The sequence below is a fragment of the Clostridium transplantifaecale genome, from assembly GCF_900626075.1.
GTDB classification, from domain to species: domain Bacteria; phylum Bacillota; class Clostridia; order Lachnospirales; family Lachnospiraceae; genus Otoolea; species Otoolea transplantifaecalis.
On the sequence record NZ_UYZY01000001.1, the window covers coordinates 768,817 to 792,750 of the forward strand.

Annotated in this window: 18 protein-coding genes; 2 read left to right on the forward strand and 16 right to left on the reverse strand. The window is 49.5% G+C overall.

The genetic code is table 11. The annotated features are described in order from the left end of the window. Positions 1 to 27: 27 nt before the first annotated feature. From EJL91_RS03290 to EJL91_RS25085, 3 genes are all read right to left on the reverse strand, one after another. Entirely contained in the window at positions 28 to 741 is a 714-nt protein-coding gene (locus tag EJL91_RS03290; RefSeq protein WP_125140526.1) for an IMP cyclohydrolase, read from the reverse strand. A 373-nt stretch (positions 742 to 1,114) separates the two neighbouring features. Further along, positions 1,115 to 2,449 carry a Na+/H+ antiporter family protein gene (locus EJL91_RS03295; protein WP_125140527.1) on the reverse strand — a complete coding sequence of 445 codons (1,335 nt, stop codon included), beginning with the start codon at positions 2,447 to 2,449 and terminating at the stop codon, positions 1,115 to 1,117. Positions 2,450 to 2,500: 51 nt separating this feature from the next. Next, a complete protein-coding gene (locus EJL91_RS25085) occupies positions 2,501 to 2,626 on the reverse strand; it encodes a hypothetical protein (protein ID WP_279230028.1) in 126 nt (41 codons plus the stop codon). Positions 2,627 to 3,638: 1,012 nt separating this feature from the next. On the opposite strand from EJL91_RS25085, the gene EJL91_RS03300 reads away from it, so the two are divergent. After that, positions 3,639 to 4,469: a hypothetical protein gene (locus EJL91_RS03300; RefSeq protein WP_125140528.1), complete on the forward strand. Its 831-nt coding sequence runs from the start codon at positions 3,639 to 3,641 to the stop codon at positions 4,467 to 4,469. A gap of 368 nt (positions 4,470 to 4,837) precedes the next feature. Then, positions 4,838 to 5,467, forward strand: coding sequence for a uracil phosphoribosyltransferase (upp, locus tag EJL91_RS03305; protein WP_125140529.1), 630 nt, complete (start codon positions 4,838 to 4,840; stop codon positions 5,465 to 5,467). 75 nt (positions 5,468 to 5,542) lie between these two features. On the opposite strand, the gene EJL91_RS03310 is transcribed toward upp, so the two are convergent. From EJL91_RS03310 to EJL91_RS03375, 13 genes are all read right to left on the reverse strand, one after another. Continuing rightward, positions 5,543 to 6,556 carry an ATPase P gene (locus EJL91_RS03310; RefSeq protein ID WP_125140530.1) on the reverse strand — a complete coding sequence of 338 codons (1,014 nt, stop codon included), beginning with the start codon at positions 6,554 to 6,556 and terminating at the stop codon, positions 5,543 to 5,545. Positions 6,557 to 6,606: 50 nt separating this feature from the next. After that, a complete protein-coding gene (locus tag EJL91_RS03315) occupies positions 6,607 to 8,046 on the reverse strand; it encodes a carbon starvation CstA family protein (protein WP_125140531.1) in 1,440 nt (479 codons plus the stop codon). Between the two features lie 334 nt (positions 8,047 to 8,380). Continuing rightward, positions 8,381 to 10,342 (reverse strand): fructose-1,6-bisphosphatase, encoded by a 1,962-nt coding sequence (locus tag EJL91_RS03320; RefSeq protein ID WP_125140532.1) that lies wholly within the window; start codon positions 10,340 to 10,342, stop codon positions 8,381 to 8,383. A 94-nt stretch (positions 10,343 to 10,436) separates the two neighbouring features. Then, positions 10,437 to 11,111, reverse strand: coding sequence for an LbetaH domain-containing protein (locus tag EJL91_RS03325; protein ID WP_125140533.1), 675 nt, complete (start codon positions 11,109 to 11,111; stop codon positions 10,437 to 10,439). 45 nt (positions 11,112 to 11,156) lie between these two features. Continuing rightward, positions 11,157 to 13,346 carry a DNA topoisomerase gene (locus EJL91_RS03330; protein ID WP_125140534.1) on the reverse strand — a complete coding sequence of 730 codons (2,190 nt, stop codon included), beginning with the start codon at positions 13,344 to 13,346 and terminating at the stop codon, positions 11,157 to 11,159. A gap of 61 nt (positions 13,347 to 13,407) precedes the next feature. After that, positions 13,408 to 14,349: a DMT family transporter gene (locus EJL91_RS03335; protein ID WP_125140535.1), complete on the reverse strand. Its 942-nt coding sequence runs from the start codon at positions 14,347 to 14,349 to the stop codon at positions 13,408 to 13,410. A 136-nt stretch (positions 14,350 to 14,485) separates the two neighbouring features. Continuing rightward, on the reverse strand, positions 14,486 to 15,541 hold the full coding sequence (locus EJL91_RS03340; protein WP_125140536.1) for an aldose epimerase family protein: 1,056 nt from the start codon (positions 15,539 to 15,541) through the stop codon (positions 14,486 to 14,488). 1 nt (position 15,542) lies between these two features. Beyond that, on the reverse strand, positions 15,543 to 16,628 hold the full coding sequence (gene asd, locus EJL91_RS03345; RefSeq protein WP_125140994.1) for an aspartate-semialdehyde dehydrogenase: 1,086 nt from the start codon (positions 16,626 to 16,628) through the stop codon (positions 15,543 to 15,545). A gap of 256 nt (positions 16,629 to 16,884) precedes the next feature. Then, positions 16,885 to 18,654 (reverse strand): adenine deaminase, encoded by a 1,770-nt coding sequence (gene ade / locus EJL91_RS03350; RefSeq protein WP_125140537.1) that lies wholly within the window; start codon positions 18,652 to 18,654, stop codon positions 16,885 to 16,887. 128 nt (positions 18,655 to 18,782) lie between these two features. Next, on the reverse strand, positions 18,783 to 19,556 hold the full coding sequence (locus EJL91_RS03355; RefSeq protein WP_125140538.1) for a TatD family hydrolase: 774 nt from the start codon (positions 19,554 to 19,556) through the stop codon (positions 18,783 to 18,785). A 1,039-nt stretch (positions 19,557 to 20,595) separates the two neighbouring features. Then, positions 20,596 to 21,774: a BMP family lipoprotein gene (locus EJL91_RS03365; protein WP_125140539.1), complete on the reverse strand. Its 1,179-nt coding sequence runs from the start codon at positions 21,772 to 21,774 to the stop codon at positions 20,596 to 20,598. Positions 21,775 to 21,928: 154 nt separating this feature from the next. Further along, complete coding sequence (locus tag EJL91_RS03370; RefSeq protein ID WP_125140540.1) at positions 21,929 to 22,843, reverse strand: ABC transporter permease; 915 nt, start codon at positions 22,841 to 22,843, stop codon at positions 21,929 to 21,931. 11 nt (positions 22,844 to 22,854) lie between these two features. Further along, positions 22,855 to 23,934: an ABC transporter permease gene (locus EJL91_RS03375; RefSeq protein WP_125140541.1), complete on the reverse strand. Its 1,080-nt coding sequence runs from the start codon at positions 23,932 to 23,934 to the stop codon at positions 22,855 to 22,857.

Sequence of the window (23,934 nt, forward strand, 5' to 3'; positions counted from 1 at the left end):
TTGTATTAAATGATCTGCAGCGGTGTCTTACTGATTCTTATTTATAATCTTCGAGCATGTCTTTCTTGTTTCAATATCAATATAACGCACAAAAAGAGAAACCTTGTTGTCCGGATTTAAATTTTCCCACAGAAGATCTGCGAACTCGTCTATATCATCGGGAATGGATATCCTCTTTGGCTCTCCCTCAAAGCTTGGAAGCGGATTGCCGTCCTGCATATAGGTGTGGATAAAATGGCCCTCTCCCGGTATCGGATTCTGATACGCATAGGTAAAGCGCAGACAGGAATCGGGTCTTCCGTTGTCACTCTTTAAAATGGACATGGCATAATTGTAACCGCTGTCCTCGATGTGCATGATGCCCGAGATACGCGGTGTATAGTTCGGCGCGTCCGGTTCAAAATCACGGCAGCGGAGAGACTGCTCGAATGTGAGCTGGATGTCCATCCCGTCGTAAATCGTGTCGGTCTGATCGCCGTTTGTCACAATTGTCTTATTACCCAGCACTCTGACCGGTGCATAAATGATCAGGCTTGGATCGGTGAGTTTGGATGGATCGAATGCCTGTGTACGGATTCCGTCTCCGTCCTCCACAAAGACACGGTTTCTGCTGTTCTCGCTTCTTCCCATGATAAAATAGGCTGTCACGGCTTTTGTGCCGTCTGCGGATCTGCCGATAATGATTCCGCGGCCGGGGTAGGAATTATTCTTCAGTTCCTCTGCAATAGATAACATTTTCATAGTATGGACCTCCTGATTGCGCTCTTTTGATATCCTGGATTTTATCTCATTCTGCTGCGGCAAGTACCTGTATAGCCTGCACACGGCCCGCCGTCTACAATGAAAAGTACGCTGTGCGTACTTTATCACCGTAATTTAAAAAGAATAACCTGATTTTATTATATACCATTTTCCTCATTCTTTACCAGTTAGTTTTATTGATTTTTTCTTAGAAGCTGAACTTATAATAGTTTATTGTTTATTTTATTGTTCTTATAAGAGTTTTCCACTCAATTCCTCTGTCCTTAAAACAGGCTCCAGACACTTACCTATGATACAAAAAAATGGGCAGGCCGTCAATCTCCTGATTCATGGCCTGCACCGTGCCTTTTCTTTAAAAAATCATAACCCCAATAAACCCGCATATCAGGAGCGGAATATTATACACGATAAACGTCGGCACACAGGTGTCCCAGATGTGGTCGTGCTGGCCGTCCGCGTTCAACCCCGCCGTAGGCCCCAGCGTCGTATCGGAGGCCGGTGACCCCGCATCACCCAAAACGGCTGCGGCTGAAATCAGAACAACGGTCGCGGCCGGACTAAATCCAAGCTGTGCGCACAGCGGAACATAGAGTACGGCCAGGATCGGCACCGTCCCGAATGAAGTTCCAATTCCCATATCGATCAGAAGACCTATGAGGAGCATAACAGCGGCTGAAAAAGCCTTACTCCCTCCGAGGATCGCCAGTGCGGAAGTGACGAGCGTATCCACTGCCCCGCTCTCCTTGACAACGCCCGCATATCCGGCAGCCACCAGCAGAGCCACCGCCACAACGCCCATCAGGCGGATTCCTTCATCCACAACCTGATCGACATCCTTTAACGGCACGGCTCCTCCGCCAATCATTACGATAAGTCCGGCCACGGCGCCGAACGGCATGGAATTATACATCAGCTGGCCAACCACCGTTGCCGCAATTGCAAGCAGGGAAATAAGCTGCGGGCGGGTAATTTTACTGCGTACGCCCTGCCCTGTGCCTCCTTCCTCCGTACTGTTGACCGCCATGCTCTCAACGGCAATATCCTGATACTCCCTCTTTTTCGAAAAGAAAAGAATCGCCAGAATCATTCCGGCCACCATTCCAATTGCCAGGATCCAGTTGCTGTGCCACACCTGGAAGGTATCGACCGGCATTCCGTTATCCGTCATATTGGCTGCCACAATGTTATGGAAAATCAGGCCGTATCCGATTGGCAGAGTAGCATAGGGAGTCACAAGGCCAAAGGCAAGCGCACAGGCCGCGGCCCGGCGGTCCAGTTTCATCTCGTTCATCAGAGACAGCATCGTGGGAACAAGGATTGGAATAAATGCGATATGTATCGGAATCAACGTACCGGATATACAGGCACAGACCGCCAGCATCGCAAGGAGCACATAACGCCTTCCCTTTATGATGCCGGCCAGCTTCTTTGCCAGGATATCAGCAATGCCGACGCGGGCCAGTCCAGCTGCGAATGCCCCAAGCAACAGATAACTGATAGCCGTCTCCCCGTTGTCCCCCAGATTCTCCACGAAAATCCCCATAATCTGTCCCGGATTCATCCCTGCGACCATACCCGCAATCAATGAAGCCGCAATCAGTGACAGAATGACGTTTACTTTAAAAAGACATAAAACACACAGTGCGATTACGGATACCGTAATCGGGTTACTTAATACTTCCCACATAAAAAGCTCCTCCTTAAATTATAATTTAATTGAGAAATGAGGACACCGCCGTCAGGCCAGGGGCCGGGATGGTGAGGGGATCGATGCGTCTTTCGTCCCGGGCGTCAGGTTGTCGTAGGCGGGGAATCCGGGCAGAAAAAGTTCCTGCGGGAAACGCTTTCGCTCGTCGGAGTACATAATGGTACTAACCTCGAAAACACCTCGGTAAGTACCAATGAACTCCCAGGTTCCCTCCGGAATCTTTTTCTCCCTTCTTCCCCGCAGAAAGGTTATGGCCGGGACGAAAGACTCAGCCAGGACGGCTGCCCGGCCCCTGGCCTGCGGCGGCTGATCTGTCCTATTTCTTCAATGGAGGAGGCGCTTGTCGCTGTCACTACGTTTCTATAGAATCCCTGAAAGCTACATCCTGTTCACCATGAGACTATGTAAGCTTAGAATCTTAGACTGTTTATTCTGATACTCTTTTTATGCAGCCCAAGATTCCGTCAGAATGCAAAATAGTTACGACTATATCGTGGTCGCGACAATACCCCCACCCCACTTGACGAAAGAGACAATCAGCCCCTGAAGCCGGCGGACGGGGCAATAACCTTCGCTGAGTCTTCAGTCCCGCCGACCACCTGCCCGGGGAAGGAAGGAGAAAACTTTCCGAAGGGGACCTTGGAATCCGCCGGTGCTTGATGAGGTATTTTCGAATCTAGCATCCGTTGCGCATTCCACAAGCGGGAGCGAGTCCCCGTAGGAATTTTTTCTCCTGGATTCCCCCTCACAACAACTTACCAACCGGGACTGAAGACTCATACACACCCTCCCACCACCCCGTCCGCCGTCTTACAGAGGCGTCCTCGCATCTCAACTAAATCCCTACCATTAATATACTCTTCTCCCAAACCTCCCTGCGTTCAAAAAGCGCGCAGGAATAAAGACACCCGTCATGCATTTATTTACACGGTATTAATTCACCCAAAATCGGCCGGCCGCTAAAAAAATTAAGAAAAATTCAATGATATTTTCTGACATTTTTCGTCACAATATTGTATAATAATTCCAGAAGGCAATTTTATTTCCCTGCAGGCAAACAACTGCGGTCCGGAAAACACCTGGAACGATTTTCACAACAGAAAAATCAGAATATAACAATTATCAAACTTGCCGACATTCTTAATAAATTTTTACGAGGAGGGATTTTATGCGTAAAGAAAAATTATTTATCGCTGCAACCGTAGCCGTCTGTGCCCTGGCTTTTGCGGGCTGCAAAAAGAGAGCGGCTGTCGACCTGTCGTCATTACATACAACCGTAGCCGTTGAGAAGGAGACACTTCCCGAAACCACGGAGGCCGTCACGGAACCGGCCGGGGAGACGAAGGAGGAAGATTCCAAGAACTCCACAAGCAGCTTTTCATTAAAGACCGAGACTAAAAAAGAAACATCCGGAAAAGCAACCGTGGAATATCCGGTTGTATCGAATATGAAGGACACCGAAAAGCAGAAACAGGTTAACGCCCTGCTGCGCACCAATGCAATGGCTATCGCCGATGTTCACCCGGATCAGACCCTGTCTGTAAAAAGTACGGTGGAAGCGGCCAACCTGAAACGGATCGTTGTGACTTACAAAGGAGAATTAACGAATCCGTCCACATCGAAGAAAGAAAAGATCTTCTATGCCAATACAATCGATCTCGACACTGTCCAGAACTTGCGCCTCAGCGACTTTACCGATGCCTATACCGTGGCCGGTTACATCGCTTCCGGCGACTACAAGCTGGAATCCGTATCCGGTAATGAGCAGTCTGTCAGAAGCTACATCAATGGCTCCGACAAGACGACGGACTACTACTTCAAGAAGCTCCAGTCGGCCGATTTCTCAGGCGGATATACGGCGGACGAGAACGTAACCCCTGCCGCAAGCTGGCCGGAGGTATTCAGCTATGAGAAACAGGGCGTCATCTATGTGAGCGTTCCGCTTTCCTCCGAACTCGGGAACTACGCCATTATCAAATACAGTCCCGACAATAAGTAACGGTTAAACAAAACCGGTTCAGGATTTGACATTTATTTCCAAAAAATTGCAGCAATTATCTAAATAGTTCTATTTATATAGTGACAAGCCTATTCAGACAGGTGTATAATACATTTGTCTGAATATTTTTTTATATCATAGAAATACTTTCCTATGATATAAAGAAGCCCTCCGGGCAGGATCGCACTGCAGCGGAGAGGAATTATGCCGCTAAAACGACCCGCCGCAGGCGGAGAATCCCGCGAGCGTGATTCTTTCTTGCTGTTAACTGCAAGAATATATTGGGACGGGGTTTTAACAGTAACCCTCTAAATCAGTGATGAAATTGAAACTGGAAACACTATAAATATAAAAGGCAGGTTTTTACTATGGAAAACGTAACAATTTTAGACCACCCTCTGATTCAGCACAAAATCTCCATTCTCCGCAATAAAGCGACGGGAACGAATGAGTTCCGTTCCCTGACCGATGAAATTGCCATGCTTATGGGATATGAAGCTCTCCGGGACCTTCCTCTTGAGGATGCTGAAGTTGAAACTCCGATTGAAACTTGTATGACACCAATGCTGTCGGGCAAAAAGCTTGCCATCGTACCGATTCTCCGTGCAGGCCTTGGCATGGTCAACGGAATCCTGGCGCTTGTGCCCTCCGCCAAGGTCGGCCACATCGGCCTTTACCGCGACGAGGTAACACATCAGCCCCACGAATATTACTGCAAACTTCCAAGCCCGATCGAACTGCGTACTATCGTTGTGACGGACCCGATGCTGGCTACCGGCGGTTCCGCCGTTGAGGCCGTTGACTTTATCAAAGAGCACGGCGGAAAGACCATTAAGTTCATGGCAATCATTGCCGCTCCGGAAGGCCTTAAAAGGCTCCATGAAGCGCACCCGGACGTACAGATTTATGTAGGCCATGTGGACAGATGCCTGAATGAGAATGCCTATATCTGTCCCGGACTCGGTGATGCCGGGGATCGTATTTTCGGAACAAAATAAGGACATAAAAGAACGGTGCCATTTGCTGCACCGTTCTTTTTATGTCCTGTGTTACCGGCTTTCGCCGTATTCTAATTATCTGTAATCTGCATTTAAAAACATAGCTTTGACTGCCACTACTTCCTCGTACTCTTCCTGATCCACTTCCACCCCGGAATTTAATGCCCTGAGATCTTCTTTCACCGCCTCAAGCGCGGCACCGGCGTCTTCCGCCCTGCCCTCCGCAATGATTTCACACATCCTTTTCAGCACTACGGGGTGTGAATACCTTGCGGGAAGCGGAAACGCTTTTTCCCGGTATGCGGCCAGATACTGCTCCATCTCCTCCAATGCCCGCTTTTCCTGGTTCAGGATAAAACGTTTGTTATTTTTCGAAGTCGGCAGCATACTGGCGCTGGAAAACAGGAAAATAGCCGCCATTCCAAAAAGAGTGAAATAGATGGCGAAACCCACATGATGAATCAATGAATAGATTCCGTATACAAGGGAACAAACTCCCAGAATCGAGATGGCTAAAGCCACCCATTTGTAGCTGGGGCTGCTGTTTTCATAGGCCCTTTTCCTTCTGGCCGCCTGGCTGAGCGCAATGCCAAGCTCCGGCTTCTCCTCCAGAAATTCTCTGGCGTTCTGAAGCCGTCCCAGTTCTTCTTTTGCCTCTTCCGGGAGAACCGGGAGGCGCTTTGCAGCGCGCTCCTGCTCCTTCTTTTTAAGCCGCTCCTCGGCTGCCTTACTCACCAGCCTGATTTCGGGGTGCTCCCTGCCGATGCAGGCCAGCATACGATCCACATTCTCCTCGTATTTAAAATTACACTGTTTTTCTTTCCCATCCTCATACTCTACCACCAGATAAGGAATACTGGCAAACATACCTTTCCCGCTGAATCCGCCCTTGCTCATCGCCACCCGCTTGAACACGCGGGTTACCGAGGCGATCGGGATATAGTACCGTCTGTCTATGTAAAAACTGTTCAAGTACAGCGCCTTCTCTCCCACCCCGCAGGGGCCGAATTTTCTGCACTGTTTTCTGTCCTGTTCCAAATCCTGCTCCGGCAGGCTCTCAAGGCCGAGCTTCACTGGCTTAAAAATCATAGTTTATCTCCGGTTTTCTTAGATTCGTGTCATTTAATCCGCCGCAATAGCTAGGCGGTCTGCTGCTTTTTTGTAGCCCTCATAAATACTGCAAGGAATACAACCGCCAGAATGATTCCGGCCGGATAAGCAAATGTTGTGCCGAGATTCAGGCATTCCTTTGCATAGAAGAAATAGGTCATGGACACGGCGCTCATAAAGGTTGCAGGCACTGCCGTAATCCAGTAGTTCTTTTTCTCTTTGAAGAGGTACATGCTTGCGGTCCAGAGAACGATCATTGCCAGAGTCTGGTTCGTCCAGCTGAAGTATCTCCATACAATCGTATAATCCAGATGGCCGATAACCGCACCTGCCGCCAGCAGCGGGATACAGAGTTTCAGACGGCTCATGTATGCCTTCTGGTCAATCTTAAACCAGTCGGCCACAACGAGACGTGCGCTTCTGAATGCAGTATCACCTGAGGTGATCGGACATGCGATAACGCCGAGCATAGCAAGTGCGATACCGATTCCTCCCATGGTCTTCTTACATACGTCGTAAATTGCTGCGGACTGACCGTTGGCAAGAGCCTCCTGAAGTCCCGTATTAAGACCTCCCGTTACAGAGTAAAGGGAACATCCCGCGGCTGCCCAGATCAGGGCGATTACACCTTCACATACCATTGCACCGTAGAATACAAAGTGTCCCTGCTTCTCGGATTTCATACAGCGGGCCATCAGAGGCGACTGTGTTGCATGGAAACCGGAAATAGCGCCACAGGCAACGGTGATGAACATAACACTCCAGATTGGCGTTCCTGCCGGATGCATGTTGTAAAAATTCGTCCAGATTTCAGGAATCACATACTCTGATTTTGTGAAAATACCGATACCGACGCCGACTGCCATGATAATCAGGCAGATGCCGAATACGGGGTAAATTTTACCGATAATCTTATCGATGGAAATAAATGTGGCAATGAAATAATATGCCAGGATTACCCACAGCCAAAGTTCCTTATTGGTTACAATACCAGTGGCTCCGCTGTTCTGGAACAGGGTGACAATCAGGCCGGCCGGTCCGACTGCAAACACGGTTCCTACCATTACAAGAAGAACGATACTAAAAACACGCATGACATTCTTCATCAGTCCGCCGAGATAGATACCGCAGACCTCGGAAATAGAAGCGCCCTCATTACGCTCGGACAGCATTCCCGAAAAGTAGTCGTGGACGCCTCCGGCAAAAATCGTACCGAATGTAATCCACAGAAAGACAACAGGTCCCCATAAAGCTCCCTGAAGCGCTCCGAAAATCGGGCCTAGACCTGCGATATTAAGGAGCTGGACTAAAAACAGTTTCCATTGAGGCATGACAACATAATCCACACCGTCGTTGATTCTCACCGCCGGAGTCTCCCTGTCGTCGGTACCAAATGTGTTATCTACCATCTTACCGTAGATAAAATAGCCGCCTACCAGCAGCGCCAGACAAATAAAAAAACTTAACATACTCATTCCCTCCTATGTTTTTTCAGTGCCATACACTGTTTTTTTATTCACTATCATTATAGTACATTCACACAAAAATACAATGATTTATTTGTATTTTATTAGATATTTTACACTAGTTTGTCCGGTTTCGGAGGATACTGTATACAATATCCGCTATATATTACATATGTATGTTAAAATTGTAACATATGTAACTTAATCTTAATATTTACTCTTTTTCTCTTCTGCGGGATCCAAAAACGGTTCATTTTGCAGCTTTTTTCTGTCTGCAAAATGAACCGCTCCCATTCGTCTTATTTCGACAGGAATGTATAAAATGTGACTCCGCCGTCTAATGAACTGTAAATTTCTCTGCAATTGTACCCGTATAGTAGGCATCCAGCAGTTTTTCCAGGTCTTTTATCTTCTCTTTCAGTTCCCTGCCGATGTCCGTGTCTCCCACACATTTGCGTTCCGGTACCCACTTGACCATCTTGCTGTCGGAGTGGATGTCGCTCTCATTCTCGATCGCCGCTTCCGTGGATTCAAAGGGATCATGAGCCGCCAGAATCAGTCCGTAAGAGTTATATATCAGGGTATAACCGGCAATTCCCGTTTCTTTCTGATAGGCCCTGGAAAATCCCCCGTCGATTACCAGAAGTTTCCCATTGCATTTGATTGGACTTTCCCCGTCTTTGGATTTGACAGGAACATGGCCGTTGATAATATGGGCTCCCTCTTTGGCAAGGCCAAACTCCGCGAGGATCCGATCCATCACATCCTCATTTTCCAGAAAATGATAGTATGGATTTTTGGCCTCCCGGTGCGTCTCCTTCTCGGCCAGGAAATACCGCTCGAATGTGGCCATTTTGTCTTTTCCGAACAACGGGGAATTCTCATGGAGCCAGATATACCACATCAGGTCGCGCCCTCGCTCCCTCTCCTCCATGTCCATGGAGACAAAGCCTTTTCTCACATAATTGTCCAGGATGTCATACAGGGCTTTTCCCTTATATTTTTTTCCGTAAATCTCCACCGCCCTGAATGTGCCATCCTCATTCAGAGGCACACAGCCATGGTAGAGCAGGTTATTATTGTATACTTTATAGAGACTTCCCTTGGCAAGCAGGAACTTCATGTGCTGCTGCAGCTTTTCACAGTTGAGGAACGCCCTCTCCAGGCGGTCCATAATCTCAGCCTCCTGGTCCGTAAAAGCGTACGGGTCCTTCGGATCCACAGTTGGAAAATGGCTGTCCAACAGGGTATATTCCTTCCCATCCAGCGTGATCGTCCCTTTTTCATAGTTGATCAGATGGAGCAGGTTGCGCTGTTCCAGACGGAATTCCGGATGGCGTCTGATAATCTGCCCCTCCGCCTTAAACTGGATGATGGAAATCGCCTTATGCATCTTCTGGTTAATCTCCATCTCTGACGCATCATAGGTGTTGCTCCCCTTTAACTGGAAGCAGGTGCAGGGATCGTCCGCATACGTGTTCAGCGCAAAGGTGGCTAAAGGCAGCATGTTGATGCCGTATCCGTCCTCCAGGATATCCAGGTTACCGTATCTGGCACAGATTCGTATCACATTGGCGATACAGCCCGCCTGTCCGGCCGCAGCCCCCATCCAGAGAACGTCATGGTTTCCCCACTGAATGTCCACCGAGTGATACGTCATCAGCTTATCCATAATAATATGAGGCCCCGGTCCCCTGTCATAGATATCTCCCACTATATGGAGATGATCCACAATCAGACGCTGGATCAGTTCGCTCAGGGCTATGATAAACTGTTTGGCCCGGCCCACCCGGATAATCGTCTGGACAATCGCGTCGTAATAGGATTCCTTGTCTGTCAGCTCCGCCTTCTCGGTCAGAAGTTCCTCCAGCACATAGGCAAATTCCTTTGGAAGGGCCTTGCGCACCTTGGAACGTGTGTATTTGCTCGCCGCCCTCCTGCTGACCTCAATCAAACGGTACAGCGTAATTTTGTACCAGTCCTCCGGATTCGTCTCCGCCTGCAGGATACGGCTCATCTTTTCCCTCGGATAGTAAATCAGCGTCGCCAGGGACTGTTTATCCTGACGGCTCAGCGTATTGCCGAACACATCGTCGATTTTGCGTTTCACGGCCCCGGAGCCGTTCTTAAGAACATGGGAAAATGCCTCGTATTCACCGTGAATATCCGTCAGAAAATGCTCCGTTCCCTTGGGAAGGTTGACGATTGCCTCCAGATTAATCACCTCCGTCGACGCCGCCCCAATCGTAGGATACAGCTCCGCCAGCCATTCCAGATATCTGATCTCCAAATTTTTCATAATATCCTCCTTATCCGCTATGTTCTGCTGAAACCACTCCGAATGGACTCCCGCCTCCCGGGCATCCGGCCGCGAAACATAAAGGTTACCGTTACTAAACCGTTTTTGCCACAACTTCTCCCTGGCGTTTGTAGATGGAATCCGGATCCACACAGCCTCGCACGCTGGAAAGAGGATAAATATTGGACCATCTTCCAATCACTGTGCCGGGATTTAAAATAGAACCGCAGCCGACCTCTACGTTATCTCCAATCAGCGCTCCCACCTTTTTTCTGCCCGTCTCGATCTCGCCGTCGGCGGCATGGATATTTACAAGCAGTTTGTCGGATTTTACATTGGAGGTGATGGAACCGGCTCCCATATGGGCCTTAAATCCAAGAATCGAATCACCCACATAGTTGTAGTGCGGTACCTGAACCTTGTCGAAGAGAATGACATTTTTCAGCTCCGTGGAATTACCTACCACAGCGCCCTCCCCAATCAGCGCGCTTCCGCGGATAAAAGCGCAGTGGCGCACTTCGGCATCCCTGCACACGATCACCGGACCGTTTAAGAACGCGGTAGGCGCCACCTTCGCGGTTTTGTGCACCCACACATTTTCTCCCCGTTTCTCATACCCGTTCTCATCCAGGCTGCTGCCGAGCTGAATCAGAAAATCGCTGATTCCCTGAAGTGCATCCCAGGGAAATTCATACTGCGCCAGATAATCTGCCGCAAGTGTATGTGTCAAATCGTAGAGTTTTGCAATCTTCATCTGTTCCCGAATCATAGTCTTGTTCCTCTCTTTCCTGCCTGTGGTTAGAATCTGTTACTGTTATACCGTCATGTCTGTTTCTTCTGTATTTGCTGCGGGCTTAAGGGCGTCCGCCGGCGCTGCTTTTGAAGCCGCTGCTTTCGTTCCCGCCTTCGCACCGCCTTTTTTTCCGGCTGCGGCTTTTCCTGAACCGGTGGTTTTATAGTTTTCCGATACCTGGTCAAAAATCGGCCTCAGACCGGCCTGGTTTGCGGCTCTTACCGCATTATAGGTCCGGCCGGCTACAAAACGTTCCAGCTTTTCCATGTATTCGTCGGCGGTGATACTGCCCTCCGCCACATAGGTAAGGCCCTTTTCCCAGCTCGCGGTGAGTTCCGGGTTTAGAAGCTGTTTAATCGAAGCTTCCACCACCTCAAAAATCACTTCCCCCAGAAAGGTCGGTGTGACAACCTGGGTTTTATCATTCAGCGACAGATACTTGATGTTGCAGAGCTTCTTAAGAATCTCGGCCCTGGTGGCACTGGTTCCGATGCCGCTTCCCTTTATCTGTGCCCGAAGCTCTTCGTCTTCAATGAGCTGTCCCGCATTCTCCATTGCCAGAATCATGGAACCCGAAGTGTAGCGTTTCGGCGGGGAAGTCTCCCCTTCCTTTATATTCAGAGCATCCAGGGATACAGAAGTGCCTTTTTTCATTTTTTCAAGCATTGCGATAAATTCCGGGCTGGATGAATCCAGGACCACCTCGCCCGTCTGCTCCTCTTTCCCGGTTCCCGCCGTCTCCCCGCCTTCACCGGAATTGTCCTGTGCATTCGCATTCTTTTTCCTGGTCTGGCCCGACACATCGGCCACCTTCAGGTAACCCTGATCTTTCAGGACTTTGAAGCTGGCAAAGAAATGCTCATTCTGTGAAACGATCTCCACCGAATATTTCTGGTAAACAGCCGGCGGGAAAAAGATACTTAAGAAACGTCTTACAATCACCTGATAAATCCTGGCATTCAGCTCCGAAAGCCCTCTAAGTGCCCCCAGCCCCTGGCCCGTCGGAACGATCGCGTAGTGATCGGTGATCTGCTTGTCATTTACATACCGCGTTTTAGCAATTCCCTTATAGGTGCCTAAGGCAAGCGCTTCATTCGCAAACTCGGCACACGGCCCGTAACTTTTTAGTCCGCCGATATTTTTATGAATCTCCTTCGCAACCGCGGTGGAGAGAACCCTGGCATCCGTTCTCGGATAAGTTACGAGCTTTTTCTCATACAGTTCCTGGACCGATTTAAGGGTCTGATCGGGACTGATTTTAAACATCTTGGAGCAGTCATTCTGAAGCTCCGCCAGGTTATATAAAAGAGGAGGATTTTTTGTCTCTTTCTTCTTCTCGATGGCTGCGATAACGCCCTCCATCGGTTCTTTGGAAGAGAGATAGTTTATCAGTTCCTCCGCGTCTTTTCGTTCCTTAAACCCGTTCTCTTTATAGAGACAGGGGTGATTAAAGTATTTGGACCCTTCTACCGCTTTCCATTCGCCGTCGAGTGTAAATCCCTCCGGGGCGAATGTGCCGATTACGCGGTAAAACGGGGTCTTCACAAAATCCCTGACCTCCCGCTCCCTCCGCACTACCATTCCGAGGACGCAGGTCATTACACGGCCGACGGACACAACGGTCCTGTCCGTGCGCATATAGTTTGAAATGGAAGGGCCGTATTTCAACGTCAGCGCCCTAGAAAAGTTAATTCCCATCAGATAGTCTTCCTTGGCCCTCAGATAAGCCGAGGACGCCAGGTTGTCATACTCAGACAAATCCTTTGCCTCCCTGATTCCACGCAGTATTTCCTCTTCCGTCTGTGAGTCAATCCAGACACGTTTCTGTTTCTTCCCCTTAATCCCGGCCATCTGCGCCACGAGGCGGTAGATGTACTCACCCTCCCGCCCGGAGTCGGTACAGACGTAAATAGTATCCACATCATTCCTGTTCAGAAGGCCGCTTACAATCTTAAACTGTTTTTCAACATTCTCAATTACCTGATATTTAAATTCTTTCGGGAGAAAAGGAAGCGTCTGGAGGCTCCATCTCTTATATTTTATGTCATAGGCCTCCGGATAACTCATTGTAACAAGATGTCCCACACACCAGGTCACAACCGCATTCTCCGATTCGATATAGCCGTCGTTCGCCCTGCCCGAAACCTTCAGCGCATTGGCGAATTCTCTGGCTACACTCGGTTTTTCTGCTATGTATAATGATTTTGACATTCCATTCCCCACATTCTGTAAATATATATATATAACGGTTCCGTACTTTCAAAGCCGGAGTTTAAACCTCCGCCGTCTCTTCCTGTCCTTTCACTTTCACGGATTTCTTACCGCCCGACGATTTATGCTCCGCCAGAATTGCCGCCGCAAACATCAGCCCGCATCCCACAAGCATCCTGGGCGTCACCGTCTCACTCAGGAAAATCACAGAAAACACCAGCCCGAACACCGATTCAAAAGAAAGCAGGATCGACGATGTGCTTGCGCTCAGATAGGTCTGTCCCACGGTCTGGAGCAGGAAACAGAGCATGCTTGAAACAAGTCCCAGGTACAGAATGGATAAAAGCACTCCTCTGTCCGCAAAGACGCCCAGCTCACAGGAACCCTCAAATGTAAAGGCCACAAGCCAGGAAATCACGGCGCAGGAGCCCATCTGGACCACCGTCAGCTTAATCGGATCGTAAACCATGGTATAACGATCGATGAAAACCATATGAAGGGCAAAACAAAAGCCGCAGATAAAGGTCAAAAAATCACCGTAGTTGACCGTCAGGTCGCCCTTCAGCGAAAGAAGCGCCAGGCCGGCCACCGCAATACAGGCGGCAATGATGTTATTTCTCGTTGGTTTTACTTTATTAAAAAGCCAGTGCAGGAAAGGAACTATGATGACATACAGCGTCGTGATAAACGCATTCTTGCTGGCTGTCGTAAATTTCAGCCCATAGGTCTGGAAATAGTAACTGATAAAAAGTAGAAAACCCAGCAGGGTTCCGCAGCTGATGTCGGCCCGGGTCATCGTCTTCACATGTTTCCTGAAAATAATCATCAGCCCCGCCGTAGCAATCGTAAATCTGTATGCCAAGAGAAACGTCGGTTTGATTACATCCATTGAGTTTTTCATGACCACAAACGCGCTGCCCCATACAATCGTCACAAACATAAGCCCGGCTGAAGCTAAAGCCGTAACCTTTCTGTTATTTGTCTTCCCCTCTGTCGCTCCCATTTTCCGTTTCATCCTCCGCAATGTTATTGTCCACACCCGGCTTAAACCGGCCGTCATGCCCAGGCTTTCTCAAAAATACAGGGCTGCAGCTTCTGCCGGACGGCTCTTTACTGCATCCCTGTATCCATGTACTGATTTATTCTATCATAAATTTATAAATTGTGGTAGTACTATATTCTTTTCCCTCTTTCAAAACAGGGGACGGATAATCCGGCATATTTATCGCATTTGGATAGTACTGGGTCTCAAAGCAGTATCCCTGGCGCGGGCCGTACAGCACGCCCTCTTTCCCCGGAATCTCCGGCTCCAGATAATTAGCGGTATAGAACTGGATACCCGGAAGGTCCGTATAGACCTCCATTGCGCGTCCGCTCTTCTCATCCCAGGCCTTAGCAGAAAGCGATAATTTCCCCGGCTCATGGTTCAGGACCCAGTTGTGGTCATAGCCGTGGCCGAACCGGATCTGCTCACAGTCCGCATCGATGTCGCGGCCGATTGGTTTCTTAACGGTAAAATCCATCGGACTTCCCGCTACCGGACGGAGTTCCCCGTAAGGGATGGCCACATCGTCCGTAGGAGTGTAACGGTCCGCATCGATCCAGACAAGCTGTGCCATAGCGCTTCCGCTCTTATGGCCTGCAAGGTTAAAATAGCTGTGGTTCGTCATATTAGCAACGGTATCCTGATCGCAGACCATATGATAACGGATCTTCAGCTCATTTTCCTCCGTCAGCGTATAGACAACGGAAATCCTCGCATTACCCGGATATCCCTGGTCTCCGTCGGGGCTTAAGAGGGAAAATGTGATGGACGTCCCATCCTCCTCTTCGGTCACCTCGGTATCCCAGATTCTGTTTCTGTAGAAATCAGGTCCGCTGTGGAGGTTGTTGGGTCCATTGTTGGCCTCCAGCTTATAAGTCACTCCGTTTAATGTAAACTCTGCCTTTCCGATGCGGTTGGCGTTTCTTCCGACAATTTCACCCAGATGGCCGCCGTTTCCCAGGCATGCCTCAATCGTGTCGTATCCAAGCACTACATCCGCCAGCTCTCCGTCCCGTCCGGGAACCAGCATGGAGGACCAGATTCCTCCCAGATCCAGAAAAGATGCGGAAAGTCCGTTTTTATTGACCAGTGTATACTGGGTCACGCTTCTTCCGTCTGACAGTTCACCAAATTTTACTTTTTTGTACATATTATTTCCCCTCAATATATCCCTGGGCTGTCAGAAGCTCCGCACAGAGAACGGCTCCGCCTGCAGCGCCTCTCAGTGTGTTGTGTGAAAGTCCGACAAACTTCCAGTCATAAACCGTGTCTTCCCTCAGACGGCCGACGGAGACTCCCATGCCTTTTTCAAAGTCAACATCCAGCTTGACCTGAGGACGGTTATCCTCCTCCAGATACTGGATAAACTGCTTTGGCGCACTCGGAAGTTCCATCTCCTGAGGAAGGCCTTTAAAGTTCACAAGCTTCTCAATCAGCTGCTCTTTCGTTGGTTTCTTTCTGAATTTAACAAATACGGCGGCCGTATGTCCGTCCAGAACCGGCACACGGATACACTGGCAGGTAATGACAGGTCCGTCTGCCTTCACAATCTCACCGTCTTTAATCTCGCCCCAGAGTCTGAGCGGCTCCTGCTCACTCTTTTCTTCCTCGCCGCCGATGTATGGGATAATATTCTCCACCATCTCAGGCCAGTCTTTAAAGGTTTTTCCTGCGCCGGAGATTGCCTGGTATGTAGTGGCAACCACCTCATATGGCTCGAATTCTTTCCATGCGGTCAGAACCGGGGCGTAGCTCTGGATGGAGCAGTTTGGTTTTACAGCGACAAAACCTCTCTTTGTTCCAAGGCGTTTTTTCTGGAATTCAATTACTTTAAAGTGTTCCGGATTGATCTCCGGCACTACCATCGGGACGTCCGGTGTCCAGCGATGGGCGCTGTTATTGGAAACAACCGGTGTCTCTGCTTTGGCATAGGCATCTTCGATTGCTCTGATTTCTTCTTTTGTCATATCAACGGCGCTGAAGACAAAGTCTACGGCTGCGGCAACCTTTTCCACTTCGTTGACATTCATCACAACCATATTTTTTACGGATTCCGGCATTGGCGTCTGCATCTTCCAGCGGCCGCCGACTGCTTCTTCGTATGTTCTGCCTGCCGATCTGGGGCTTGCCGCCACTGCAGTTACCTCATACCACGGATGTTCAGCCAAAAGTGTGATAAAACGCTGTCCTACCATTCCTGTTGCGCCTAAAACGCCTACACGTAATTTCTTCTTCATTTCCATAGCTATTCTCCTCATTCCCGAATTCGATTTCCGTAACTGTCCACTGTCTTTCCAGTTACCGATGCCCCTCTTTAGTATGCCGGGGATTCACTGCAGTGATCCGGTGCGCGCGCAGTCTCCGGTTCCCGAAGAACGGTGCGGCGTAACGAATCATAACATTAACGTATATCCTATACCAATTCGCAGAAAAAATCAACATTTTTCCGCAAAGAAAATACATTTGTCTTTCTGCAGCGAACATTTCATTGATTTATGACGTGAACAGCGGAAGGATCTTCTGTTCCGCCACGGAAACCAGGCCTAAATCGGACATTTTCACATCCGGGATAACGGGAAGCGCCAGGGAAACGATACGCAGAAGCGGATTTTCCTGGGCCGTAAGTCCCAGTCCGCGCTCCGTCTCTTTCATCTTTGCCGCCTCTTTTGTAAGCTCCTCGGCGTTCAGCCTGGTCATCAGGCCGCCTACCTCAAGCCTCAGGGTGTTGAGTATCTTTCCGTCTTTTACCGCCGTCATTCCGCCGCCTTTTGCAATTAATTCCTTTGCCGCTGCAAAGGCGTCTTCCGGTTTGAAATAAACAATCGTCAGGTTATGTGAATCATGGGAGACTGTGGATGCAATGGCGCCCTCGCTGCTCCCGAAGTTCTTTACGATTCCAAGGGCCTTTGTCCCTTTGCCGTGACGGTTGATTACGGCTACAAACGCCATGCCCTCCTTCAGTAAGACCGTGCCGTCCCTCACTTCCAGTTCTTCCACTGCACATCTTGTCATGCTCTGGAGAAGATCGTGGTATTCCATTACATTGACTTTTACGGTACCGCTCTCCACAGGAGCTTTTACGATAAAGTCATCCAGCGTCACTTCTCCTGCATTCATGGAATTTCTCTTTTCCATAGCGTATTCGCGGTCCTCGATCTCCACCGTCAGCTTTCCGTGCTCGGCAACCAGCTTACCGCCAAAGAATACGGCATCCGCCCACATAGTGTTAATGTCCTCGGTCAGGACCATGTCCGCCGTATAGCCAGGCGCCACGGCTCCGATGTGGGATACGCCGATCTCTCTGGCCGTATTGATTGTAGCGCTCTTGATAGCCAGCACCGGATCCATGCCGCATTCAATGGCCTTTCTGACTACTGCGTTCAAATGGCCCGTGTGCAGGAGATCATCGCTCTCTCTGTCGTCGCTGCAGAGAGTCAGTGTATCATAGAATCGGATTCCGTCGATTCCCTCCACGATGGCCTTGACGTTCTTTGTGATGGAGCTCTCCCTGGCATCCACATACATACCTGCCCTGAGCTTGCCAAGCGCCTCGTCGCCCCTGGTTGTCTCATGACAGGTATTCGGACCGCCGCAGAGATATGCGGAAAGCTGCCTTCCCATCAGGCCCGGTGCATGTCCCTGAAGATAAAGGCCGCTCTCCTCTGCCGCCTCGATGATATCCATCATACGGCCGTCTCCGTTCATCACTCCATAAAAATCCATCACTTCGGCCAGGCCGACCACACGCTCAAGCTTTGCCAGTTCCCGGATCTCTCCGGCAAAGAACTCGGCTCCCGCATTCTCGCAGCCCGGTACGGCCGGAACGCAGCTTGGGATGTCCACGAGCTGGCGCATCGGCAGATCGTCGGCGCTGTCGTGCATATATTTTACCGCATCCACACCATAGACATTAGCCAGCTCATGCGGGTCATGGATGATCGTGGTCGTTCCATGGGGAATCACAACCCTGGCAAAATTCCGCGGCGTCATCATGGAACTCTCAATGTGCATATGGGAATCAATCAGTCCCGGAATCAGATAGCGTCCCTTTCCGTCATAAATCTCCTCCGCCTCAAAAGGTCCCTCCAGTTTTTCGGTCTCCACATGTGCAATAAATCCGTCCTTTACATAGACAACGGCCGGATAAATCTCCCCCGTAAATACATTCACAAGCCGGCAGTTGGTCACCGCCAGGTCAGCTTTTACAAGGCCGAGTGCCGTTTTTAAAAGCTCTTTTTTATTCTTTGGTTCCAGTTTAATCATAGTTTGTCTCCTCTCTGTGTCCGGGTATCACCGTACCTGTTTCGTACTGTTCTGTTTCCTACTGTTCTGTTTCGTACTGATTCCATACTGTTTCGTATCTTCCGCTTCAATCTTCCGGACAATTCCATCTATTCTTTCATAAGGCATCTGTAATTATCATTGACAGCCTGTATTAATTCTTCCCTTTTCATATTCCTCACACGGCAGATATGATCAATCACATAAGTAATATACCGTGGCTCATTCTCTTTCCCCTGCATCGGAGCCGGAGTCAGGCTCGGTGCATCCGTCTCCACCAGAATCCGGTCAAGCGGCACTTCCTTTACCGCCCTCTGTGTACTTTCATCATCCAGTTCAAATGTGATATTTCCCGAAAAGGAAATATACATGCCCATGTCGAGAAAATCCTGCATCGCATCGGCGCCGCCGCTGTAACAGTGCATAATGCCAGGCACCTTCAGGTTCTCTTTCATATAACGTCTCGTATCATCGGTTGCCAGGCGCATATGGATCAGCACCGGCTTATCCACCTCATTCGCCATCCGGATCTGCCTGATAAAAGCCTCTTTCTGGATATCTGCGGGCACCGTCTCTTCATAGGGGTAATAATCCATTCCTATCTCCCCCACCGCCTTAACCTGCGGTTTGCGTACCAGACTTTCCAGCCGCACAAAATCCTCTTCCGTAACCTTTAAAAGATCATTCGGATAAAATGCGCAGGCCACGTCAAACATGGGATCCCTCTCCGCTATCCGAATCGCCCGCTCCGCCTCGGAAAGCTCTGTGCAGACAATCATTATTTTTTCAATGCCTGCCTCTTCCGCACCTGCAACCACCTCTTCCCACCGCGGATAAAGCTGCGCTCCGCAGATATGAGCGTGACTGTCGATTATACCCTGCATATACTCTGCCCTTTCTTTTTTTATTGGAATTTTCAGTTAGGCTGCATTTCCCACCTCATTATACTATAAGAATGGGGGGATGCACAACAGGTTGTTTGGTTGAGGAATGAGAACGCCGCCGGAACGGCCGGGGGGCGGAATGGTGAGGGGGAGGGATGAGTCTTCAGTCCCGGTTTGAAGGTTGTCGCGGGTGGGGAATCCGGGCAGAAAAAGTTCCTGCGGGAAACGCTTGCGCTCTTCGGAGTACATAATGGTACTAACCTCGTAAAAAACCTCGGTAAGTGCCAATGAACTCCAGGTTCCCTCCGGAATCTTTTTCTCCCTTCTTCCCCACAGGAAGGTTATGGCCCGGGACTGAAGACGCCGGGGTTCGTCGCGCACCATTCCGGCCCGGCCTGCGGCTGCTGATTGGTTCTATTTCTTCAAAGGGGGAGGTATTATCGCGGCCACTACATCCTTTCAAATGCCGGGAGACTGTCTGATGTTTAGTCTTAGAGTGATTTATCTGGCGCACCGACAGATTTAAATGACAGAGACTTCGTTTTGAAAGCTAATCAGCCTGTGAAAGTATCGCCACTTCATAGTGGCCGCGACAATACCTGCCCCATACTTGACGAAAGAGACAATCAGCCCCTGAAGCCGGCGGACGGGGCAACAACCTTCGCTGAGTCTTCAGTCCCGCCGACAACCTGCCCGGGGAAGGAAGGAGAAAACGTTCCGAAGGGGACCTTGGAATCCGCCGGTGCTTGATGAGGTATTTTCGAATCTAGCATCCGTTGCGCATTCCACAAGCGGGAGCGTGTCCCCGTAGGAATTTTTTCTCCTGGATTCCCCCTCACCACAACCTACCAACCGGGACTGAAGACTCATATCCAACCTCCCACCACCCCGTCCGCCGTCTTACAGAGGCGTCCTCGCATCTCAACTAAAAAAAGCCCCGCAAACGGTCATTCCCCCCATTTCCGAAGCTTTCTCCTGCAAATCTCATTTACATCCCGGAGAGCTAATATACCCCGCCGGGATGCATCTGCATACAAAATTAGTTATTCACAATGTCTTTTACCTGATCGGTTGTTAATTCGGCAACATCGGATACCGTGATTTCGCCGGATTGGATCTTTCCAAGGATTTCTTCTACCTTGGCAACATTTTCTTCACCGATGCTCTTTGTCAGGTTGTCGTTGAATACGATACCTACTGCATCATCTTTCAGGCCGTATGTTGCAGTTGTTCCAAACGGAACTTTGGAAACGTCTTCCACATAGTCGGAACAGATTTTGAATAATGCGTTGTCAAGAAGCTTTAAGCTGGAAGTAATGACAGATGCCTGTAAGTTGGAACCTTCCAGTGTTCTGTACTGGTCGCTGTCCACGCCGATGGCCATAACGCCGTCTTTCTCTGCCGCTGCTTCGATAACGCCGTTGCCTGCGCCGCCTGCTACCTGGAATACGATGTCTGCACCTTCGGAAATCTGTGCATTGGCAAGATCTTTTGCTTTTGCAGTATCCATAAAGTCACCAACGTAAGCTGTTAAAATTTTCGTCTCAGGATCTACGTATTTAGCTCCTTCTGCATAACCTACGAGGAAGTTGTTAACGGTTGTGCTCTCTGTGCCGCCTACAAAACCGATAGTCTTGTCCGTATTGGCTGCATTTTCGCCTGTTGTGTAGTATGCTGCTACGGCTCCTGCAAGGAAACCGGACTGGTTGGAATCGAATAATACGGTTAATACGTTGCCTAAGTCACCGGAAGTATAATCTACATCCTGGTCAAAGAGGATGAATTTTGTATCCGGGTACTCCAGCGGGATTGTCTCAAAGTTTTCCTTGTTCTGAAAACCGGTTCCTACGATAATGTCTGCGCCGCTGTCTGCCGCATCGTAGAAAGCTGCCTGCCACTTTGTCGTGTCGTCGCCCATCTCAACAACGTTAACTTCGAATTTGTCGCCCATCTCTTCCTGGACTCTCATAGCACCTTCATAGGCGGACTGCTGGAAAGAAAGGTCGTTCTTACGGCCGATGCAGAGTGTCATTTTTAACTTTTCTCCGCTTCCTGCCGCGTCTGCTGCTTTTGTTTCGCCGTCTGCTGCCGGCTCTGCTTCACTTCCTGCAGGCGCTTTCGTCTCTTCCGCTGTTTTGCCGCCTCCGCAGGCAGTCATGGACATTGCCATTGCCGCAGTCAGGATGATCGCTGCTGCTTTTTTGATTGATTTTCTCATAATGTTCCTCCTTAGAACGTGTGAATAAGTATTTTATATCAAAGGGCGCTTTTCCCAAAGATAGCATAAATATAACATATAAAAACAAATTGTAAACGTGCTGCCGCCCGATGCACCGCTTTGTTCAGACGGACTGTGAGCCGTAGCAGTGATTTTACAAAGAATCCTCGGTTTTTCTCTTCACCTTGTAATAGAAACTGAATATTACATAGAAAATGATGATGGACGCGTAAGGAATAATCGTAATAAGGTACGGATCTACATTGTTGTTCTGCAGATAAATGGAAATACCGCTGCCAAATCCGTAAAGGATGGAGCTGACCATTCCCATCAGCGCATTGCCGGCCGCCATTGCATTGGTTGCCAGCGCGATGTAGCCGCGGCCCGCAACCATACCGGATGTAAAACGGTTTACATATCCCATGGACAGGTACATTCCTCCAAGGGATGCTAAGAAACCACTGATAAACATAGCCTGGTAGCGCACCTTTTTTACATTGATGCCGACGGAACGGGCTGCTTCTTCCGATTCTCCCACGGCCCTGATATGGATGCCGAAAGATGTCTTTTTAAGCATAATGAACATCAAGATTGTAACAATAAACGCGATATAAGTCAAACTGTTATGTCCGGACAGAACGTCGCCCAGTCCCGGGATATCCTTGATCACCGGAATCTGCAGCGCCGGGAAAGCCGATGATGCCAGAGAGTTGCTGGCATTCTTATCTCCCGTGATGGAATACAGACAGAATACGGAACCGCCGCTGGCCGCCAGGTTAAGCGCCACACCGGTAATAACCTGATTGGCCTTCAGATGCTGTACAAAATAAGCGAGCAGCATGGTAAAGGCAATTCCCGCCGCAAGGCCCGCAATCGCTCCCACCAGAAGACTTCCTGTAAAGCCGCTGCCTAAAACTCCGCAGAGAGCCGCGATTGTCATCGCTCCCTCCAGTCCCAGATTAAGTACGCCCGAACGGCTGGCAATCAGGGCCGCCATCGTAGCAAAGAGAACCGGTGTCGTGGCGCGGAGAACGGTAAACCAAAAATCAAGATTTGTTATAAAGTCCATTTTTCCCCTCCTTAGATCGCGCCTTCTGCATCCACCGTCTGGTTTTGCAGCGCTTCTCTTTCTTCTTTATTCTTCTTCATCTTATACAGGAACCGCTCGGAGGCGATCAGCATGATCATGATACCCTGGATGATGGAAACGATCTCAGAGTCCACATCACCGCCCCTGGACATTACCAGGGCTCCGATACGGATATAGGAGATGAAAAAGGCGGAAACAGGTATCATAAGCGGTTTTGTACCGGCCAGCAGGTTAATTAAAATACCGTCCCACACATAGGTTTGGGCCGTAATCCACTGGAATTTCTTGTACATGCCGATCATCTCGACGCCACCGCCAAGACCGGCCAGCATACCGCCGATGAGCTGGGAGCCGATAACGACTCCGCCGATTTTGATACCTGCGTATTTTGCAAAGTTCTCGTTGGAACCGGTGATTTTCAGTTCACGGCCGAACTTTGACTTGTCCATCAGAATCCACATGATGATTACCGCAATAATCATGATAATCAGGCCATAATGGGTGTTTGTCCCTTTCATCATCTTGCCCAGGGTCGCCGTCGGCTGGAACCCGATAGAAAATGAGCCGTTGGAGGTGTCCAGGAAAAACTTTCTGATCAGCCAGTAACCGAAGTTAAAAAAGATATAGTTCATCATCAGCGAAATTACAAGCTCATTGGCGCCTGTCTTTTTCCTGATGAGAACCGGAATGATGCCGATCACGCCGCCCACCGCCGTGGCAGCGACGAGGATTACAATCTGGTGCACGATATTCGGCATCGGACAGGCAATAGCGATTGTCGCCGCCATAACGCCTGCAAAATAGAAGGAGCTGTCGGCCACCATGGAAAACAGGCCGCTCTTATGCATGACATTGATGGCAAGTCCGCAGAATACAAGCGGAATCATCGTCTCAATTACGTTAAAGAAGTTTCTCTTTGTCGAAAATGGCCCGAGCAGGAATTTGTAAAGAGCCGTCCACGGATCGTCCGCCACCGCGAAGATAATCACTGCCGCTATTAGAAGGGCGATCAGGATGGACGCCGTTACACGGATCACTCCATACCATTCAAACTTTTTCTTCTTGTTCAT